General features: G+C 71.9%; 3 protein-coding genes. 1 reads left to right on the plus strand and 2 read right to left on the minus strand.

Annotation, left to right across the window (positions count from 1 at the left end; all coding sequences use genetic code 11):
* Nucleotides 1–2: 2 nt before the first annotated feature.
* Nucleotides 3–6,509 carry an SDR family NAD(P)-dependent oxidoreductase gene (locus tag ACZ1DY_RS38305; RefSeq protein ID WP_465482559.1) on the minus strand — a complete coding sequence of 2,169 codons (6,507 nt, stop codon included), beginning with the start codon at nt 6,507–6,509 and terminating at the stop codon, nt 3–5.
* A gap of 31 nt (nt 6,510–6,540) precedes the next feature.
* Nucleotides 6,541–7,818 (minus strand): cytochrome P450, encoded by a 1,278-nt coding sequence (locus tag ACZ1DY_RS38310; RefSeq protein ID WP_192743629.1) that lies wholly within the window; start codon nt 7,816–7,818, stop codon nt 6,541–6,543.
* 181 nt (nt 7,819–7,999) lie between these two features.
* Between ACZ1DY_RS38310 and ACZ1DY_RS38315 the strand changes: the two genes are divergently transcribed.
* Nucleotides 8,000–19,996 (plus strand): SDR family NAD(P)-dependent oxidoreductase, encoded by an 11,997-nt coding sequence (locus tag ACZ1DY_RS38315; protein ID WP_465482560.1) that lies wholly within the window; start codon nt 8,000–8,002, stop codon nt 19,994–19,996.
* Nucleotides 19,997–20,001: the final 5 nt, after the last annotated feature.

Raw genomic sequence — 20,001 nt, forward strand, 5'->3', positions numbered from 1 at the left:
GGCTAGGCCCCCACGGTTTCGTCGTCGTCACTGGCACGGCCGAACTCCCGGTCGACGAAGTCGAACAATTCGTCGACGGAGGCGGACCGCAGCGTGTCCTCCGCGTCGCCGGAACTCTCGCCTTCCAGCTGCGTCAGCAGGGCTCGCACACGCGCGCTCAGCGTCGGGCGCACTTCGGCGTCCTCGTCCAGCTCGGCGACAGTTCGTTCCAAAGCGGTCAGCTGAGCAAGAGCGGGCGAAGGCGCCGGAGCGGCGGGAGCGCCGGAGTCGGCGATTTCCGTGCCGAGGTATCCGGCCAGGGCGTTCGCCGTCGGATGGTCGAAAACGAGCGTCGGCGGCAATCTGAGGCCCGTGGCCGCGGTGAGCCGGTTGCGGAGCTCGACCGAGGTCAGGGAGTCGAAACCCAGTTCGCGGAAGGGGGTTTCGGTGGGCACCTCGTCGCCCGACGCGTAGCCGAGGACGGCCGCCAGGTGACTTCGCACGAGGGACACCAGCTGCCGTTCGCGCTGGGCCTCCGGCAGCGAACCCAACCTCCGGATGAGCGCGTCGGGTGCCTCGGTGGGCGTGTCCTGGCGGCGACCGGCCGCCACCCGCCGGGCGGAGCCGCGGACGACGTCCCGCAGCAACGGCGGGATGCCGTCGCCCAGCCCGGAAATCGTGCCGAGGTCGAGCCCGAGCGGCGCGAGCAGCGCCCGGTCCGACTCCTGCGCCGCGTCCCAGAGCGCGAGGCCCTGCTTCGCGGTCAGCCCGCGGACACCGGTTCGCCCCATCCGGGCCCAGTCCGCCGCGCTGAGCCCGCCCGCCATCCCACCGCGTTCGGCGGAATCGTCGCCCGGCGCCCAGAGCCCCCAGGCGAGCGAGGTGCCGGGGAGTCCGGTGTCCCGCCGCCAGTTCATCAGCGCGTCGGCGAAGGAGTTCGCGGCGGCGTAGGCGCCCTGACCCGCGGCCCCGAAGATGCCGGCCGCGGAGGAGAAGCAGACGAAAGCGGCGAGGTCGAGGTCCTTGGTGAGTTCGTGCAGATGCCAGGTCCCGTCGAGTTTCGGCCGGAGGGTGGCGTCGAGCTGCTCGCCGGTCAGCGTGGCGACGACGCCGTCCGCGAGCACCCCGGCCGCGTGCACGACCGCGGTGAGCGGGTGTTCCGGCGGCACGGCGGCCAGCGCGGCTTCGACGTCGCCCCGGTCGGCGACGTCACCCTTGACCACCGTGACCTCGGCACCGAGGCCGGACAGCTTCGCGATCAACTCGCCGACGCCGGGTGTGCCGTCGCCGCGGCGGCTGAGCAGCGTCAGGTGCCGCGCGCCCCGGCGTGCGAGGTGCTCGGCGATCAGGCCGCCGAGCCAGCCCGTGCCGCCGGTGATCAGGATCGTGCCGTCGGGTTCGGGTTTGCGCGGCACGGTGAGGACCACCTTGCCGACGTGCTTCGCCTGGCTGACGTGCCTGAGCGCCTCTCCCGCGCGCCGGAGGTCGTAAGCGCGGCGCGGCGGCAGGGTGAGCACGCCGCGGCCGAACAACGCGGAGACCTCGTCCAGCATCTCCCGGACCCGGTCTTCGCCCGCGGAGGCGACCAGGTCGTAGGAGTGGTAGCGGACGCCGGGATGGGCAGCGGCCACCGCTTCGGGATCGCGGACGTCGGCCTTCCCGATCTCCAGGAACCGTCCTCCCGGAGCGAGCAGGCGCAACGACGCCTCCAGGAACTCACCGGTCAGCGAATTCAGCACCACGTCGACGCCCCGGCCGCCGGTCGTCTCCCGGAACCGGGTTTCGAACTCGACCGTCCGCGAGGAAGCGATATGCGCGTCGTCCAGCCCGAGCCCCCGCAGCGTGTCCCACTTGCCTTCACTGGCCGTGGCGAACACCTCCGCCCCGAGATGCTTCGCGAGCTGGATCGCCGCTATGCCGACACCGCCCGCGCCCGAATGGATCAGCACGGACTCGCCTCGCCGGAGCCCGGCGAGATCGGTGAGGCCGTAGTACGCGGTGAGGAACGTGATCGGCACGGAAGCCGCGGCTTCGTACGACCAGTCCTGGGGAATCGGCGCGATCAGCCGGTGATCGGTGACCGCCACCGGCCCCATCGCGCCGGTGAACACGCCGAACACGGGGTCGCCGGGGCTGAGATCGGATACGCCGTCGCCTGTTTCCAGGACCACCCCGGCGGCTTCCGCTCCCGGTACCGCTTTCCCGGGATACATGCCGAGGGCGACCAGGACGTCGCGGAAGTTGACCCCCGCGGCCCGGATCCCGACCCGGACGTCCAGCGGCCCGAGCGGTCCGAGCACCTCCGGACAAGGCAGGAGCGCCAGGTTGTCCAGCGTGCCGTGCCCGGTGCTGTCGAGGCGCCAGGCCGGTTCCGCCGGGACCGGCAGGAGCCCGTCCGCCGCGACCGGATGCAGCCGCGGGATCAGGGCCGTCCCTGCCCGCACGGCGATCTGCGCTTCGCCGGTCGCGAGCGCGACAGTGATCGCGTCGTCGACCGGTCCGTCGGTGTCCAGCAGCACGATCCGGCCTGGATGCTCCGCTTGGGCCGACCGCGCGACGCCCCAGATCCCGGCGATCGTCAGATCGATCCGGTCCCCGGCCACCGCGGCGACGGCCCCTCGGGTGGAGAGCACCAGTTTCGCGTCGGCGAACCGCTCCTCGGCGAGCCAGGCGCGCAGCACTTCGGTCACCTCCGTCAGCGCCTCCCTGGCCGACGGCACCACCAAACCGTCCTTTGTGGACAGCGGGACGACCACGGTCTCCGGGACCGGACCGCCCGCGGCGATCAGCGCGGCGAGCCCGGCGGATCCCGAATCGAGCAGGACATGCCCGCCGGCACCCGCCGCGGCCTGCCCGCTCGCGGGCACCCAGTCCAGCCCGTACAGGGAGTCGTCCACATCCGGCGCGCCGAGAGCCGACCGCTCGGCGACCGGCCGCCACGCGAGGTTCTCGATCGTGGCCACCGGCGCGCCCGCGCCGTCGGCGAGGGTCAGTGCCACATGCCCGTCGCTGCCGGTGACCCGCACCCGCAGCATCGACGCCCCCGCCGCGTGCAGGGTCAGCCCGGACCAGGCGAACGGCATGCTGCCGGAGCCCTGGTTGATCGAATCCAGGAACGGGCCGAGCCCGACGGCCTGGAGCGCGGCGTCGAGCAGGGCCGGATGCAGGCCGTACCCGTCGGTCAGCGACCGGTCCCCGGGCAGTTCGATCTCCGCGAACAGCTCCGCGTCCCCGCGCAGCCAGACTTTCCGCAGACCGCGGAACACCCCTTCGTACCCGAACGCCAGCACGACCTCCGGGTCGTCGTAATAGCCGCCATCGAAAGGAATCGGCTCCGCACCCGCGGGAGGCCATTCGGTCAGCCCGTCGCCGGCGGGCGCGGTGCGGGCCCCCAGCAGCCCGGCGGCATGGGAACGCCAGCCCCCGACATCGGCGCCGTCAGGCCGGGAAAACACCCGGACCGGACGGCTGCCGGAGTCCAGCGGTTCACCGACCAGCACCTGGATCCGCACCCCGCCCTCGTCCGGCAGGGTCAGCGGGGTCTCCATCGTGAGCTCTTCGATCACGTCGCAGCCGACCTGTTCGCCGGCGGACAGCGCGAGTTCCACGAACGCCGTGCCCGGCAGGATCACGGTGTCGTGGGCGCGGTGTCCGGCCAGCCAGGGCTGTGCCCGCAACGAGATCCGGCCGGTGAGCACGACACCGCCGCCGTCGGCGAGGGTCAGCGCGGCACCCAGCAGCGGATGCCCCGACGGGAGCAGACCCGCCGCCTGGACGTCGGCGGTGTCCGCGTCCGGCGCGATCCAGTAGTGCTCGCGCTGGAAGGCGTAGGTCGGCAGTTCGACGGGCGAGGACGCGACGGGAGCGAGGACCGCCGCCCAATCCACCGGCACCCCTCGGGCATGCAGCGCGCCTACCGCGCGCAGGACGGCTTCGGCCTCGTCACGGTCGGTGCGCACGGCCGGGACGGCGACCATTCCGGGTTCACCGACGGCGGGCACCATCGCGGAGAGGACCGCGGCCGGACCGAGCTCCAGCAGGGTGGTGATCTTCGCTTCCCGCAGGGTGGCCAGGCCGTCGTGGAACCGGACGGCCGCCCTCGCGTGCTCGACCCAGTACCGGGGAGACGCCAACAGCTCCGCCGTCGCCGGTTCCCCGGTCACGTCGGACACGATCGGGATGGACGGCGGATGGTAGGTGAGTTCGCCGAGCAGGGCTTCGAATTCGGCGAGCATCGGCTCCATCCGCGGAGAATGGAAGGCGTGGCTGACGCGGAGCCGCTTGGTCCGGCGCCCACGGCCTTCCCAAAGCCGTTCGAGGCCGGCCAGCGCGTCCTCGTCCCCGGACAGCACCACGGACTCCGCGGTGTTGATCGCCGCGATCGAGACCCGGTCCTCCAGGCCGGCCAGATCGGGCAGTACCTCCGCTTCGGTCGCGTCCACCGAGACCATCGCCCCGCCCTCGGGCAACGCCTGCATCAGGCGTCCCCTGGCGGCGATCACCCGGCAGGCATCGGGCAGGGACCAGACGCCGGCGACGTGCGCGGCGGCGATCTCGCCGACCGAATGCCCGAGCAGCTGATCCGGGCGCACCCCCCACGACTCGACGAGCCGGAACAGGGCGATTTCGAAGGCGAACAACGCGGGCTGGGTGAATTCGGTGCGGTACAGCAGTTCCGCTTCCGCCGAGCCGGTTTCGGCGAACATGATCTCGCGCAGCGGCCGGGGCAGGTGCTTGTCGAGTTCGGCGCAGACGGCATCGAGCGCGGCGGCGAACACGGGGTACTCGGCCGCGAGCCGGTGTCCCATCCCCGGCCGCTGCGCGCCTTGCCCGGTGAACAAGAAGGCGAGTGAACCGTTGCCGGTCACGTCTTCGACGATGGCGCCGTTCGTGGTGCCGTCCGCGTAGGCCTTCAGCGCGACGGCGAAGTCTTCGGCGGTCCTGCCGAACGCCACCGCCCGGTGCCGGAAGCCGACCCTCGTGCTGGTCAGCGCGCCCGCGATGTCGGCGGGAGCGTGGTCCTCGGCGAAGGATGCCAACCGGGCCGCCTGACCACGCAGCGCCGCCCCGGACTTGGCGGAGATCACCCACGGCAGCACCGGAAGCGACCCGGTCGCCGCCACCGGGGAGACTTCCCGGGCAGGCGCCTCCTCGATCAGCAGATGGGCGTTGGTCCCACTGATGCCGAAGGAGGACACACCACCTCGCCGCGGTGTCGTCGTTTCCGGCCACGGCACCGGTTCGGTGAGCAGTTCGACCGCACCCTTCGTCCAGTCCACTTTGGACGAGGGGGCGTCGACGTGCAGGGTCTTGGGCAGTTCACCGTGCCGCATGGCCATGATCAGCTTGATCGCGCCGGCGACCCCCGCCGCGCCCTGGGTGTGCCCGATGTTCGACTTCAGCGAACCGAGCCGCAGCGGACGCTCCGGCGACCGGTCCTTGCCGTAGGTCGCGATCAGCGCGTTCGCCTCGATCGGATCGCCGAGGGTGGTGCCGGTGCCATGCGCGTCCACCACGTCGACGTCCTGTGTGGACAGTCCGGCGTCGGCGAGCGCGGCCCGGATCACCCGCTGCTGCGCGGGCCCGCTCGGCGCGGAGAGACCATTGCTCGTCCCGTCCTGGTTCACCGCGGAACCCCGCAGCAGCGCCAGCACCGGATGCCCGGCGCGACGCGCGTCGGACAGTCGTTCGAGCAGGAGGAGACCGGCGCCCTCGGCCCAGATCGCCCCGTCCGCCCCGTCGGCGAAGGATTTGCACCTGGCGTCGATCGAGGTCACGCCCTGGCCGCAGAACTCGGTGAAGGTGTCCGGCGTGGCCATCACGGTGATCCCGCCGGCCAGTGCCATCCCGCACGCGCCCTCGCGCAGCGCGCGAATGGCTTCGTGGATCGCCACCAGCGAAGAGGAACAGGCGGTGTCGACGGTCACCGCCGGCCCTTCCAACCCGAAGCAGTAGGAGATCCGCCCCGAGATGACACTCGAACTGTTCCCGGTGATGCCGTGCGGCGAGTACTCCTTCGAGCCCTTCCACACCAGCTCGTAGTCGTTCCCGGTGGAGCCGACGTAGACTCCGGTCCGGCTGCCGCGCAGTTCGTCCGGATCGATCCCGGCGGACTCCAGCGTCGCCCACGCGACCTCCAGCAGCACTCGCTGCTGAGGGTCCATCACGAGCGCTTCCCGAGGGGAGATGCCGAAGAAGCCGGCGTCGAAAAGCGCGGCGTCGTGCAGGAAACCGCCCTCGCGGACGTAGGAACGACCGGATCTTCCCGCGTCCGGGTCCGGGTCGTAGAGCTCGTCGAGATCCCAGTGCCGGTCGTCCGGGAACGGCGTGATCGCGTCGCCCCCGTCGCGGACCAGGTCCCACAGCCCGGCCGGGGAGTCGATGCCGCCGGGAAGGCGGCAGCCCATCCCCACGACGGCGATGGGCTCGTGCGCACGGCCCTCCACCTCGCGAAGCCTGTCCTGGGTACGCCGCAGTTCGGCCGTGACCTTCTTCAGGTACTGGCGGGTCTTGTCCTCTGTAGACATCAAAGCTCCAGTTTCGGTGTTGTCGCCGGAGGGCTCAGCGCGAGACGCGGACGGTCATCTTCCGCAGGCCGCGGACGACCACGTGGCGGCGGTATTCCAGCGAACCCTCGTCGACCTCGAAATCGGTGAAGCGTTCGGCGACGGCGCGGAAGGAGAGTTCGGCTTCGAGCTTGGTGAGACTGGAGCCGATGCAGAAATGCGGGCCCGCGCCGAAGGCCAGTTGCATGCGCTTGGTGGTGCGCGAGATCAGGAACCGGTCCGCCTCGGGGAATTCGGCTTCGTCCCGGTTGGCGGCGGCGAGCAGAAGGATCACCACGGTCCCGGCGTCGACGTCGAGCCCGGCGACCGTGGTCGGGCTCAGCGCGACCCTGGCGGTCAACTGGACGGGGGCGTCGTAGCGGAGCACCTCGTCGGCCATCGGCGCGGCCAGCGCCGGGTCGGCCCGCAGCAGTGCCAGCTGGTCGCGATTGCGGTGCAGGGCGAGGATCCCGTTCGAGATGAGGTTCGTGACCGACTCGTGCGCGGCGGCGAACAACGTGACGAGCACGTTCGTCACCTCGTGCCGGGCGAGGGTCTGCCCGCGGTCCTCCGTCCGGATGAGACTGGACACGAGGTCGTCGCCAGGGTCGCGGCGGCGTTTGAAGATCAGGTCGGCGAAATAGGCGTGCATCGACGCGCACGTGCGGTCGACCACGGCCAGTTCCTCCGGCGAAAGCAGGCCCAGCCGCCGGAACCCGGCGACCAGCGTGGGAAGCTCGGTCGCGAGCGCGAGGTCGTCCGACCACTCCTTGAGAACGTCCACATCGGACATCGGGACGTCGAGGAGTTCGCAGATGATCCTGATGGACAGCAGATTGGCGAAATCGCCGACCGCGTCGAATTCGGTCGCGCCGGCGATTTCCGAAAACAGTTCGTCGACGATGTTCTCGATCCACGGGCGGTAGCGCGCGGTGATCCTCGGCGTGAAGGCCTTCGAGATCAGCCGTCGCTGCCTGCCGTGGTCGCCACCGTCCATGAAGAAGATCGAGTCGAGAACCTGTTTCGCGCCACTGTTCGGCACCAGGCCACGCAGGCCGGGCGAGTCCAAGGTGTCGTTGCCCATCGCGGGATTCCGCATCACGTCGAGACAACTCGCGTAGTCGCCGACGACCACCGTGCCGTCCGGCGTCACGAGCGGGCTCGCGGCCCGCAGCCTGGCCAGGGTCGGATGCGGATCGATCCGCATCGCCGGGTCCAGCAGTACGTGGAGCGGATTCCCCGGTTCCGCCACCCGTTCGCGTTCGTCGAGCGAAGTCGTTCCGACGTCGGTCATTCTCAGCGCCCCCGGAGGTCGAGTCGATGGACGCCACTCTGCCCGCCGCGCCACCGGGGGCGCACCTCCGTCTTTGCTCCGCTGCCAGGCTCATGACCAGGTAATACCTCAGTTCTTCCGATGTGCCGGATGCGCCCGGAGAACTGGCTCGCGCTTCGGCGGCGGACGTAGTTTCGGAGCCATGTCCGCATATTCTGGTGGGGAAGTTTTCACGCGGTCCGGATCGGTCGCGATCGTCGGCATGGCCTGCCGGGTCGCGGGAGCGGCGGACGTTTCCGAGTTCTGGGACGTCCTGCGCGCGGCGAAGGACATGGTCACCGAGGTTCCCGGCGACCGCTGGGATTCCGGCGGTGCCGCCGCTTCGCGGCATGGCTCGTTCGTGGCGGACGTCGAGGAGTTCGACGCGGCGTTCTTCGGGGTGTCACCGCGCGAAGCGGCGGTGCTCGACCCGCAGCAGCGGCTCGCGCTCGAACTCGCCTGGGCGGCGATGGAAGACGCCCGCCTGGTCCCCGCCACGCTGCGCGGCCAGGACTGCGGCATGTTCCTCGGCGCGATGCGGGACGACTACGCGCGGCTGGCCCAGGAACTCGACGTGGCCACCCAGCACAGTTTCACCGGCCTCCAGCGCGGGCTGATCGCCAACCGGGTGTCCTACTTCGCCGGCCTGCGCGGCCCGAGTATCACCGTCGACAGTGGACAGTCCTCGTCCCTGGTCGCCGTGCACCTGGCCACGCGGAGCCTGCTCTCCGGCGAATCCACCATCGCGCTGGCGGGCGGGGTGAACCTGAACCTGGTCCCGGCGAGCGCGCGCGAGGCCGAGAAGTTCGGCGGCCTGTCCGCGAGCGGCCGCTGCCGCACCTTCGACGCGGCCGCGGACGGCTTCGTGCGGGGCGAAGGCGGCGGCATCGTCGTGCTCAAACCGCTGGACGCCGCGATCGCCGACGGCGACCGGATCTACGCGGTGATCGCCGGCAGCGCGGTCAACAACGACGGCGGCGGCGCCGGCCTCACCGTGCCCGACCGGGCAGCCCAGGAACAGGTACTGGCCCAGGCCCTCGAAAGCACCGGTCTCGCCCCGGACGACGTCGGCTACGTCGAACTGCACGGGACCGGGACCAAGGTCGGCGACCCGATCGAGGCCGCGGCACTGGGTGCCGTATACGGCCGTCACCGGTCGGCGCCGTTGCCCGTGGGGTCGGTGAAGACGAACCTCGGGCACCTCGAAGCCGCGGCGGGCGTGCTCGGGCTGATCAAGGCCACCCTCGCCGTCCACCACGGGGAAATCCCGCCCAGCCTGCACTTCCGCGAGCCGAATCCGCGGATTCCGTTGGAAGACTTGAAGTTGCGCGTCTGTACCGAAGCGACCGCCTGGGACGACGGCGAACGTGCCGCCGGTGTCACCTCGCTCGGGATGGGCGGCACGAACTGTCACGTCGTGCTCAGCGCGGCTCCGGAGACGGCACCGCGCACCACCGTTACCGCTCCGCCGTCCGCGGCTTGCGTGGTTTCCGGCCGGACGCCGTCCGCGTTGCGCGCGCAGGTCGCCAGGCTGAAGGCCCATCTCCTCACGCGCCCGGACCAGGACTTCGCGGAGATCGCCTGGTCGCTGGCCACCACGCGGACCGCCTTCGAGTACCGGGCCGCCGTCGTCGCGGGCGATCGGGCGGAGCTGCTGGCCGCGCTGGACGAGGTGGACACCGAGGTGCCGGAAGCCGATCCCGGCTGGTCCGCGGAGCTGCGGTTCGGCTCGGCGCCCGTCGACTTCGGCGATTCACCCGACGTGTTCCCGGCGTTCGCCACGGCGTTCGACGAAGCTCTCGCGCTCTTCGGCGACCGGAGCGGGGACCCGGCGGCCCGGACCTTCGCTTCCCAGGTCGCGACCCACCGGCTGCTGACCGCCTCGGGGATCGAGCCGGAATCCGTTTCCGGCGAGGGGATCGGCGGGTTCGCGGCGGCGTATGTCACCCGGACGATCCCGGCGGACGAGGTGGCCGAAGCGGTTCTCACCGCGCCTGAACGCGCGGGCGAACCCGTCGTGCTCCTTTCCTCGGGCGGGCGGGAAATCCCGCTCGGGCCTGGCGCCAGGGCCTTCCTCGCCGCGGTGGCTTCCGCGTACGTCGAAGGCGCTTCCGTGGACTGGACCGCGCTGTTCCCCGGCGGACGACCGGCGACCGTGGACCTTCCCGGTTACGCCTTCCAGCGCGAACGCCACTGGCTCGACACGCTCCCCTCCGCCGACGCGGCGTCCACAGTGGACATCGAGCACACGATCGCCGGGGCCGTGCTCGGCCACGCGGCGGCGGTGCTCGGACTCGACGACGGGGAAGGCACTTCCCCCGGCCGTCTGTTCACCGAGCTGGGCTTCGACTCGATCATGGGCGCGGAACTGGCCAGGCGGCTCACCGAGGCGCTGGGCGTGACCGTGCCCGAGACGGTGATCTTCGACCACCCCACCCCCGAAGAACTGATCCGCCACCTGGGTTCGCTGCTGTCCGGCGAGGAACAGGAGCGCCGTCCCCCCGCGACGGTGTCCGAGCCCGCCGAGGCCCACGAGCCGATCGCCATCATCGGCATGGCCTGCGCCTTCCCCGGCGGGGTGACCGATCCGGAAGGGCTCTGGCGGCTGGCGGCCGAAGGCACCGACGCGATCGGTGAACTCCCCCGCGACCGCGGCTGGGACGTCGACTCGCTCTACGACCCGGATCCGGGCAGGCAGGGGCACTCCGTCACCCGCAACGGCGGTTTCCTCTACGACGCGGCCGAATTCGACGCGGGGTTCTTCGGCATCTCACCGCGGGAGGCGCTGACCACCGACCCGCAGCAGCGCCTGCTGCTGTCCGCCGCCTGGGAAGCGTTCGAGGACGCCGGCATCGTTCCGGCGAGCCTGCGCGGCAGCCGTACCGCGGTGTTCGCCGGTGTCATGCATCACGACTACGCACCGCGCGTGCACACCGTGCCGGACGGACTCGAAGGGCACCTGATCACCGGGAACACCTCCAGCGTGGTCTCCGGGCGACTGTCCTATGTGTTCGGTCTGCACGGCCCTTCGGTGACGGTGGACACGGCCTGCTCCTCGTCGCTCACCGCGCTCCATCTCGCGGCGCGATCACTACGCTCGGGCGACAGCGATCTGGCGCTCGCCGGCGGTGTCACCGTGATGGCGACCCCGGAGATGTTCGTCGAGTTCTCCCGCCTGCGGGGCCTCGCCCCGGACGGCCGCTGCAAGTCCTTCTCCACGTCGGCGGACGGCACCGCGTGGGCGGAAGGCGTCGGTGTGCTCGTGGTCGAGCGGCTCTCCGACGCACGACGGAACGGACACCGCGTACTCGCCCTGCTGCGGGGCTCGGCGGTCAACTCCGACGGCGCTTCGAACGGGCTCTCCGCGCCGAGCGGCCCGGCGCAGGAGCGGGTGATCCTGGACGCGCTCGCCGACGCGGGTCTTCGTGCCTCGGACGTGGACGCCGTCGAGGCGCACGGCACGGGCACCACCCTCGGCGACCCGATCGAGGCACAGGCGCTGCTCGCCACCTACGGCCAGGCACGCCCGGCGGGCCGTCCGCTGCTGCTCGGTTCGCTCAAGTCGAACCTCGGCCACGCCCAGGCCGCGGCCGGCGTCGGCGGCGTGATCAAGATGGTCCAGGCGATGCGGCACGGAATACTGCCGAAACTGCTGCACCTGGACGAGCCGACCCGGCACGTGGACTGGTCGGCGGGCCGGGTCGAACTGCTCGCGGAGCACACGCCGTGGCCGGACACCGGCCGCAAGCGCCGTGCCGCGGTGTCGTCGTTCGGGATCAGCGGGACCAACGCCCACGTAGTACTCGAAGAGGCCCCGGACGAGCCCGGAACGGCCGCGCGGACCGCTCCGGTGGTACCGCTGATGCTTTCGGCGAACGGCGAAGAAGCGCTGAAGGACCAAGCGGGACGGCTTCGCGACCGCCTCGAAGCCGACCCCGCGCTCGACGTCTACGACGCCGGTTTCACCTTGGCGGGCGCGAGGACCCGTTTCGCTCATCGGGCGGCCGTGGTGGGAAGCGATCGCGAGGAACTCCTCCGCGGTCTCACCGCGCTCGCCGCCGGGGAGTCGGCGGCGGAGGTCCTCACCGGTGCGGACAAGGCCGATCCGCGGCCGGTGTTCGTGTTCCCCGGCCAGGGCAGCCAATGGGTCGGGATGGCCAAGGAACTGCTGGACACCAGCCCGGTGTTCGCCGAACGCATGGCGGACTGCGGACGGGCGCTCGAACCACACGTGGACTGGCTCCTGCCGGAGGCGCTGGCCGACAAGGCCGCGCTGGACCGGGTCGACGTCGTCCAGCCGGTGCTGTGGGCGGTGATGGTCTCGATCGCCGCGCTGTGGGAGTCGCACGGGGTGCGGCCCGCCGCCGTCGTCGGCCATTCGCAAGGCGAGATCGCGGCGGCGACCGCGGCGGGCGCATTGTCCCTTGAGGACGGCGCGCGAGTGGTCGCGTTGCGCAGCAAGGCGATCCGGGCGATCTCCGGCCGCGGCGGGATGCTTTCGGTGGCACTGCCGCGGGCGGAGGCCGGGCGGAGGATCGAGCGCTGGAACGGCCGGGTGTCGATCGCGGCGGCGAACGGGCCGTCGGCGACGGTGCTCTCGGGCGATCCGGCCGCGCTGGACGAATTGGCCGCGGAACTCGGCGAAGCGGGCGTCCGGGTCAGGCGGCTTCCGGTCGACTACGCGTCCCATTCCGCCCATGTCGAGGAACTCCACGCTCCGCTGCTCGAACTGCTCGCGGAACTGGCTCCGCGATCGAGCGACGTACCGTTCCACTCGACGCTGACCGGCGGCCTGATCGACACCGCCGTCCTGGACGCGGGGTACTGGTACCGGAACCTCCGGAACCCGGTCGAGTTCGACCGGGTGATCCGGGCGCTGGCGGACGAAGGACACGCGCTGTTCGTCGAATGCAGCCCGCATCCCGTGCTCACCGTGGGACTCCAGGAAATCCTGGACGAGTCCGCGCGGGAGGGTGTCGCGCTGGGTTCCTTGAGGCGGGGCGAAGGCGGCCTCCCCCGCTTCCGGCGCTCGCTCGCCGAAGCGGCGGTGCACGGCGCCGAAGTCGAGTGGGACACCGTCTTCCCCGGGGGCAGGCTCGTGTCGTTGCCCGCCTATGCCTTCCAGACGGAGCGTTTCTGGCTCACGCCCTCCACAGGGGCCGCCGGGTCGGCATCGCTGGGTCTGCGGGACGCGGGCCATCCCCTGCTCGGCGCCATGGTCACCCTCGCGGACGGCGACGGATCGCTGTGGACCGGCAGGCTTTCGCTGTCGGCCCATCCTTGGCTGGCCGACCACGCCGTGAACGGCACGGTTCTCCTGCCCGGAGCGGCCTTCGTGGAGCTGGCTTTGCACGCCGGTGACCGGATCGGCTGCCGCCGGGTGGACGAGCTGGCCTTGGAGAGCCCGCTGATCATCCCGGCCGACGGCGCCGTCGAAATCCAGCTCGCGGTCACCGCGGGCGAGCCAGGACGACGAAGCTTCACCGTCCACTCGCGACCCGCGGATTCCGACGGCGAATCGGGCTGGGTCCGCCACGCCACCGGGTCCCTCGCCACTCCCACCGCACCCGCGCGGGATCCGCGAGAGTGGCCGCCGCCGGGAGCGGAACCCGTCGACCTCGACGGCTCCTACGCGCGCCTCGCCGACATCGGTTACGAATACGGTCCCGCTTTCCAGGGACTTCGCGCCTTGTGGCGGCTCGGCGAGGAGCTGTACGCGGAGGTCGCGCTGCCGGGCGAATCGACTGAAGGATTCGGCATCCACCCCGCGCTGCTCGACGCTTCCCTGCACGCGATCCTCGCCGGCCGGACGGGCGACGACACCGTCCGGCTTCCCTTCGCCTGGACGTCGGTCGATCTTCACGCCACCGGCTCGACCTTCCTCCGGGTGCACGTCACCCCGGCTGGAGACGACGCGGTCACCCTGACCCTGTCCGACGGGGCGGGCGATCCCGTCGCGACGATCGGATCGCTCACCCTCCGGCAGGTCGACCTCGCCAAGCTCGCCGGGCCGCGGGTGAATCGCACCCTGCTGCGGGTGGACTGGATCCCGGCTCCGGAGGCACGGGCGGAGGCCCCCTCGTTCGCCGTCTTCGACGATCTGGCCGCGCTGCGCGCTTCACTCGCCGACGGCGGGGCACTGCCCGATCTCGTCGGTGTCCATTGTGGACCCGAAGACTCCTCGGTGGATCCGCGCGCCGTCACGATCGAGGCATTGGACCTGGTGCGGGACTGGATCACCGACGAGGCCTTCAGCGACGCGAAGCTCCTCGTGCTCACCCGGCGGGCGATCGCCACCACCGCGGACGACCCGCCGGAAACCACCGGTTCGCCGGTGTGGGGACTGGTCCGCGCCGCACAGTCGGAAGCACCGGATCGCGTGCTGATCGCCGACCTCGACCACGACAGCACCCCGGAACAGGCGCTCGCCGCGGGAGAACCGCAGTCGGCGGTCCGCGGCGGCCGGGTGCTCGTGCCCCGGCTCGTCAGGGCGACCGAACCCACCGAGCAGCGGGAAAGGCCGTTCGATCCCGACGGGACGGTGCTCGTCACCGGCGGCGTCGGCAGCCTCGGCAGGCTGATCGCCCGGCATCTCGTCACCGAACACGGGGTACGTCACCTGCTGCTCACCGGCCGCCGCGGCCTGGACACCGAAGGCGCCGCGGAACTGGTCGCCGAGCTGACCCGGTCGGGTGCGCGGGTGACGGTGACCGCCTGCGACGTCGCCGACCGCGACCGGCTGGCCGGGGTGCTCGGCGCCATCCCCGCCGAACACCCGCTGACCGCGATCGTCCACGCCGCCGGCGTACTGGACGACGGAACGGTCGAATCGCTCACCGAGTCCAATGTGGACACCGTATTCCGGCCGAAGGTCGACGGCGCGCGGAATCTGCACGAGCTCACCGAGGGGCTGGACCTCGCCGCGTTCGTGCTGTTCTCCTCGATCGCGGGCATCATCGGCAACGCCGGCCAGGCGAACTACGCGGCGGCGAACAGCTACCTCGACGCCCTCGCCCACCGTCGCCGCGCGCTCGGCCTGCCCGCGACGTCGCTCGCCTGGGGGCTGTGGGCGCTCGACACGGGGATGACCGGGCATCTGTCCGAGACCGACGTCGCCCGGATGGCCCGCCGCGGCCTGCTTCCGCTGTCCACCGACCAGGGGCTCGCGGCGTTCGACGCCGCGCTCACCGGCGGCCCCGCCCTGCTGGTCCCCGCGCGCCTCGACGTCACCGCCCTGCGCGACCAGCGTTCGCCGCTGTTCTCCGCACTTGCCGCGCCCTCTCGGCGCGTGGCGGCCGCCACCCGGGAAACGGGCGCGGCCGGGCCCTCGTTGCCGCCGGAGCGGGACGACAAGGCGATGAACGAACTCGTCCGCCGTACCGTCGCGGCGGTACTCGGCCACACCACGAAGGACTCGGTGGTGAGCGACCGGGCGTTCCAGGACCTCGGTTTCGACTCCCTCACCGGTCTCGAACTGCGTAACAGGCTCGGGGAGGCGGTCGGGCTGCGGCTGCCCGCGACCCTGGTCTTCGACCATCCGACCCCCGGCGCGCTGGCCGAGTACCTCGCGGGCAGGTTCTGGGGCGAGGGCGCACCGCGAGCCGCCGAGAGCACTCCCGCGCCGGTCCGCGCCGTCGACGACGACCCCATCGTGATCGTCGGCGCGGGCTGCCGGTACCCGGGCGGGGTGGAATCCGCGAAGGACCTGTGGGAGGTGTTCGCCCAGGGCCGCGACGTGATTTCGGAGTTCCCCGCCGACCGGGGCTGGGATCTGGGCGGGATCTACGACCCGGATCCCGAGACACCGGGCAAGTCCTACGTCCGGCACGGCGGATTCCTCACCACGGCAACGGAATTCGACGCGGAGTTCTTCGGGCTGTCACCGCGTGAGGCGCTCGTGATGGATCCTCAGCACCGGTTGCTCCTCGAGGTCTCCTGGCACGCGCTGGAATCGGCGGGGATCGATCCGGCCGCGCTGCGCGGCAGCCGGACCGGTGTCTTCACCGGCATCATGGGCGGGGACTACGCGCTCCCGCTCGCCGAACTGCCGGAAGACCTCGTCGGCCAGGTGTCGGTGGCCAACGCCGGCAGTGTCGCCTCCGGCCGGGTGTCGTACGTGTTCGGCTTCGAAGGGCCGGCGATCACCCTGGACACGGCGTGTTCGTCCTCGCTGGTGGCGATGCACCTGGCCGCCCAGTCCCTGCGTAACGGGGAGAGCGAACTCGCCCTCGCCGGTGGCGCCACGGTGATGGCCACCCCGAAGCTGTTCGTGGAGTTCTCCGAGCAACGCGGCCTCGCCCCGGACGGGCGGTGCAAGCCTTTCTCCGCCGACGCCGACGGCACCGCCTGGGCCGAGGGCGCCGGGATCGTCGTCCTGGAGAAGCTGTCGGACGCCCGGCGCAACGGCCACCCCGTCCTGGCGATCCTCAAGGGCTCCGCGATCAACTCCGACGGCGCGTCCAACGGGCTCACCGCGCCGAGCGGGCGGGCACAGCAGCGCGTCATCACCGGCGCCCTCGCCGACGCCGGACTGTCCACACAGGACATAGACGTGGTCGAAGCGCACGGCACCGGGACAACCCTCGGCGACCCCATCGAGGCGGGAGCGCTGCAAGCCACCTACGGGCAGGACAGGCGTTCCCCGTTGCTCGTCGGTTCCGCGAAGGCCAACCTCGGCCACGCCCAGGCCGCCGCGGGAATCGCGGGCGTCCTCAAGATGATCGAGGCGATGCGCCACGGCACCCTGCCCGGGCTGCTCCACGACCGGCCCAGCACCCACCTCGACTGGAACGACGGCGGAATCGCGCTGATCACCGAACCGACGCCCTGGCCGGAGACGGACCGGCCGCGCCGCGCCGCCGTGTCCGCGTTCGGGATCAGCGGCACCAACGCGCACGTCATCCTGGAACAGCCCGAGCCCGAAGCCGCCGAACCCGCCCCTGTGCCAAGGGGGCCGCTGGTCCCCTGGCTCCTCTCCGCGGCCTCGCCCGGCGCGCTGACGGAACAGGCGCGGCGGCTGGCGCGGCACGTCACGCCCGGCGGCGACGCGCTCGACCTGGCCCGATCCCTGGCCACGACGCGGACCCGGCACCGTTACCGCGCGGCGGTGCTCGGCCGTGAAACCGCCGATCTGGTGACCGCGCTGACCGGTGCCGGACCGGCGGCCGCCCTGTTCACCGGCGAGGTCGCCGACGGGCCGGTCGCGCTGGTCTTCCCCGGTCAGGGCAGTCAGTACCCGGGTATGGCGAGCCGGCTGCGCGAGGACCTGCCCGGCTTCGCGGAGGCTTTCGACGAGGTCTGCGCGGAACTGGACCCGCACCTGGAACGCCCGCTCGCGGACATCGTGTTCGCCGCGCCGGGCACCCCGGAGGCGGCGCTGCTGGATCGCACCGACTTCACCCAGCCCGCCGTCTTCGCCGTCGAAGTGGCCGTGTTCCGGGTGCTGACCGGATTCGGGGTACGGCCGGGGCTGCTCGCCGGGCATTCGGTCGGCGAGATCGCCGCCGCGTACGCCGCGGGGGTGTTCTCGCTTCCGGACGCCGCCGCGCTGGTGGCCGCGCGAGGGCGGCTGATGCAGGCCCTGCCGGGCGGTGCGATGGCCGCCTTGCGCACGACCGAGCACGAGCTGGAGGACCTGCTCGCGAACCACCCTGGCCGGGTCGGGATCGCGGCCGTGAACGGTCCCGGCTCCGTGGTCGTCTCCGGTGACGAGGACGCCGTCCTGGCCCTGTCGGCGACCGTCACCGCGGCCGGCGGCCGGGCGACGCGGCTCGCGGTGAGCCACGCGTTCCACTCGCCGCACATGGATCCGATGCTGGCCGGCTTCCGGCGGATCCTGGACACGCTGGACTTCCGCCCGGCGGAGGTGCCGATCGTCTCGTGCGTGACCGGGGAACGGCTCGAACCGTCCGAAGCGAGCACCCCGGAGTACTGGGTACGGCACGCCAGGGAAACCGTCCGGTTCGGCGACGCCTTGCGCGTGATCGCCGCCGAAGGCGCCCACACCGTCGTCGAGACCGGCCCCGGCAACGCCCTCACCACGCTGGGACAGCAGGCTCTCGCCGACCATCCGATCGAACTCGTGTCCTGTCTCCGGCGCGGCCGGAACGAGACCGAGATGCTGGGCGCCGCGCTCGCGACGCTGTACACGCGAGGGGCCGACGTGGACTTCTCACCGTGGTACGAGGGCGGCCGCCGGGTGGATCTGCCCGGCTACGCGTTCCAGCGCAGGCGTTACTGGATCCATCGACGACAGTCCACGACGGACTCTTTGGCGGGCGAACCCGTGTGGCGGCTCAGGAACGCCGGGGTGCACCCGCTGCCGACCGGCGCCTGGCTGGTGATCGCCCCGCCGGGAGAAGACCTCGACGAACGGGTCGCCAAGGCGGACCGGGCATTGACCGAACGCGGCTGCGCGGTGCGGATCGTCCGGCACACCGGCTCCGACGGTTGGACGGACCGGCTCGCGGAGCACGCGGCGACCGCCCCTGGCGGGATCCTGTGGCTGGCGGGCACCCGGGACACGACGGGTGTCGCGGCGACGACGGACGTGCTCGCGCTCGTCCAAGCCCTGGAACGGACCTCGATCGAGGCGGCGGTCTGGGCGGTGACCACCGGCGCGGTCGCGATCGGCCCCGCCGACCCGCCGCCGGACCCCTGGCAGGCGGGCGTCTGGGGGCTCGGCCGGGTGGTCGCGCTCGAAGCCCCGCACCGCTGGGGAGGGCTCATCGACCTGCCGCCGGAACCCGACGACGCCGGCTGGGCACATCTCTGCGAGGCGCTGACCTGTGACGACGGCGAAGACCACTTCGCGGTGCGGGCGAGCGGGCTCCACGTGCGACGGTTGAGGGCGCTCGAATTCCCGGAGACCGGGGCCGGCTGGCGGCCATCGGGCACGGTCCTGGTCACCGGCGGGCTCGGTGCGCTGGGCAAGCGGGTCGCCCGATGGCTGGCCGGACACGGCACACCGCATCTGGTCCTCGCCGGCCGTCGTGGCGCGGAGACGCCGGGAGCCGAAGAACTGCGCGCCGAACTGACCGCGCTCGGTGCCACCGTGACGATCGCCGCCTGCGACGTCGCCGATCGGGAGGCACTGCGAGCGCTGCTCGCCGAGCATCCGGTGACCGGTGTCGTGCACGCGGCCGGACTCCTCGACGACGGCGTACTGGACGCCCAGTCCGCGCGACGGCTGGAGACGGTCTTCGAGGCGAAGGCCGGCGCCGCCTGGCATCTGCACGAACTGACCAGGGACCTGCCGCTCGAACAGTTCGTCCTGTTCTCCTCGATGGCGGGCACCTTCGGCGCTCCCGGTCAGGCCAACTACGCCGCGGCGAACGCCGCCGTCGACGCGATCGCCCAGCACCGGGCGGCACTCGGGCTGCCCGCCACCGCGGTGGCTTGGGGACCGTGGGCGGAGGAGGGCATGGGGACCGCGGTCCCCGGACAGGGTCAGCACGAAGGTGTGTCGGGCATGAGCGCGGAGACCGCGCTGGCGGCGCTGGACCGCGCGCTCGCCCGCCCGGTGGCCGTGCAGACGGTCGGCGACGTCGACTGGGCCAGGTTCGCCCCCGTCCACACCGCGACCCGGGCCAGCCGGGTGTTCGACGAACTGGTGGAGGGACGGCGGGCGAACACGACGACGGCGGCGCCGGAGACGTCCCTGCGGGACCGGCTCGCCGGGCTCTCGGCCGAAGAACGCCGGACCGCCCTGCTCGGCCTCGTGGTGCGCTCGGTCGCCGCGGTCTCCGGTCACGAGGACGACGCGATCGGTGTGCACCAGCCGTTCCGCGACCTCGGGATGGACTCGCTCGCCGCGATCCAGCTCCGCAACCGGCTCAACGCGGAGACCGGCCTCCGGCTCGCCACCACCGTCGTCTACGAACAGCCGACCCCGGCCGGTCTCGCCGCGCACCTCGACGAGTGCCTTGGTGACGACAGGGCGGACGCGACGCGGGCCGTGCTCGCGAAACTCCAGGAGCTCGAAACCACTCTGTCCACTGTAGACATCGATGCCGAGATAGCCGAGAGACTCGAAGCGATGGCGCTCAAGGCGCGCCCGGCCCTGCCCGGCGACGACGACCTCGACTCGGCGTCGGAAGACGAACTGTTCGACCTCATCGACGACGTCCTCGCCTTCGACGACGACGCGTCAGCCGCCTGAGAAAA

This window comes from Amycolatopsis sp. PSD-21, assembly GCF_055561455.1.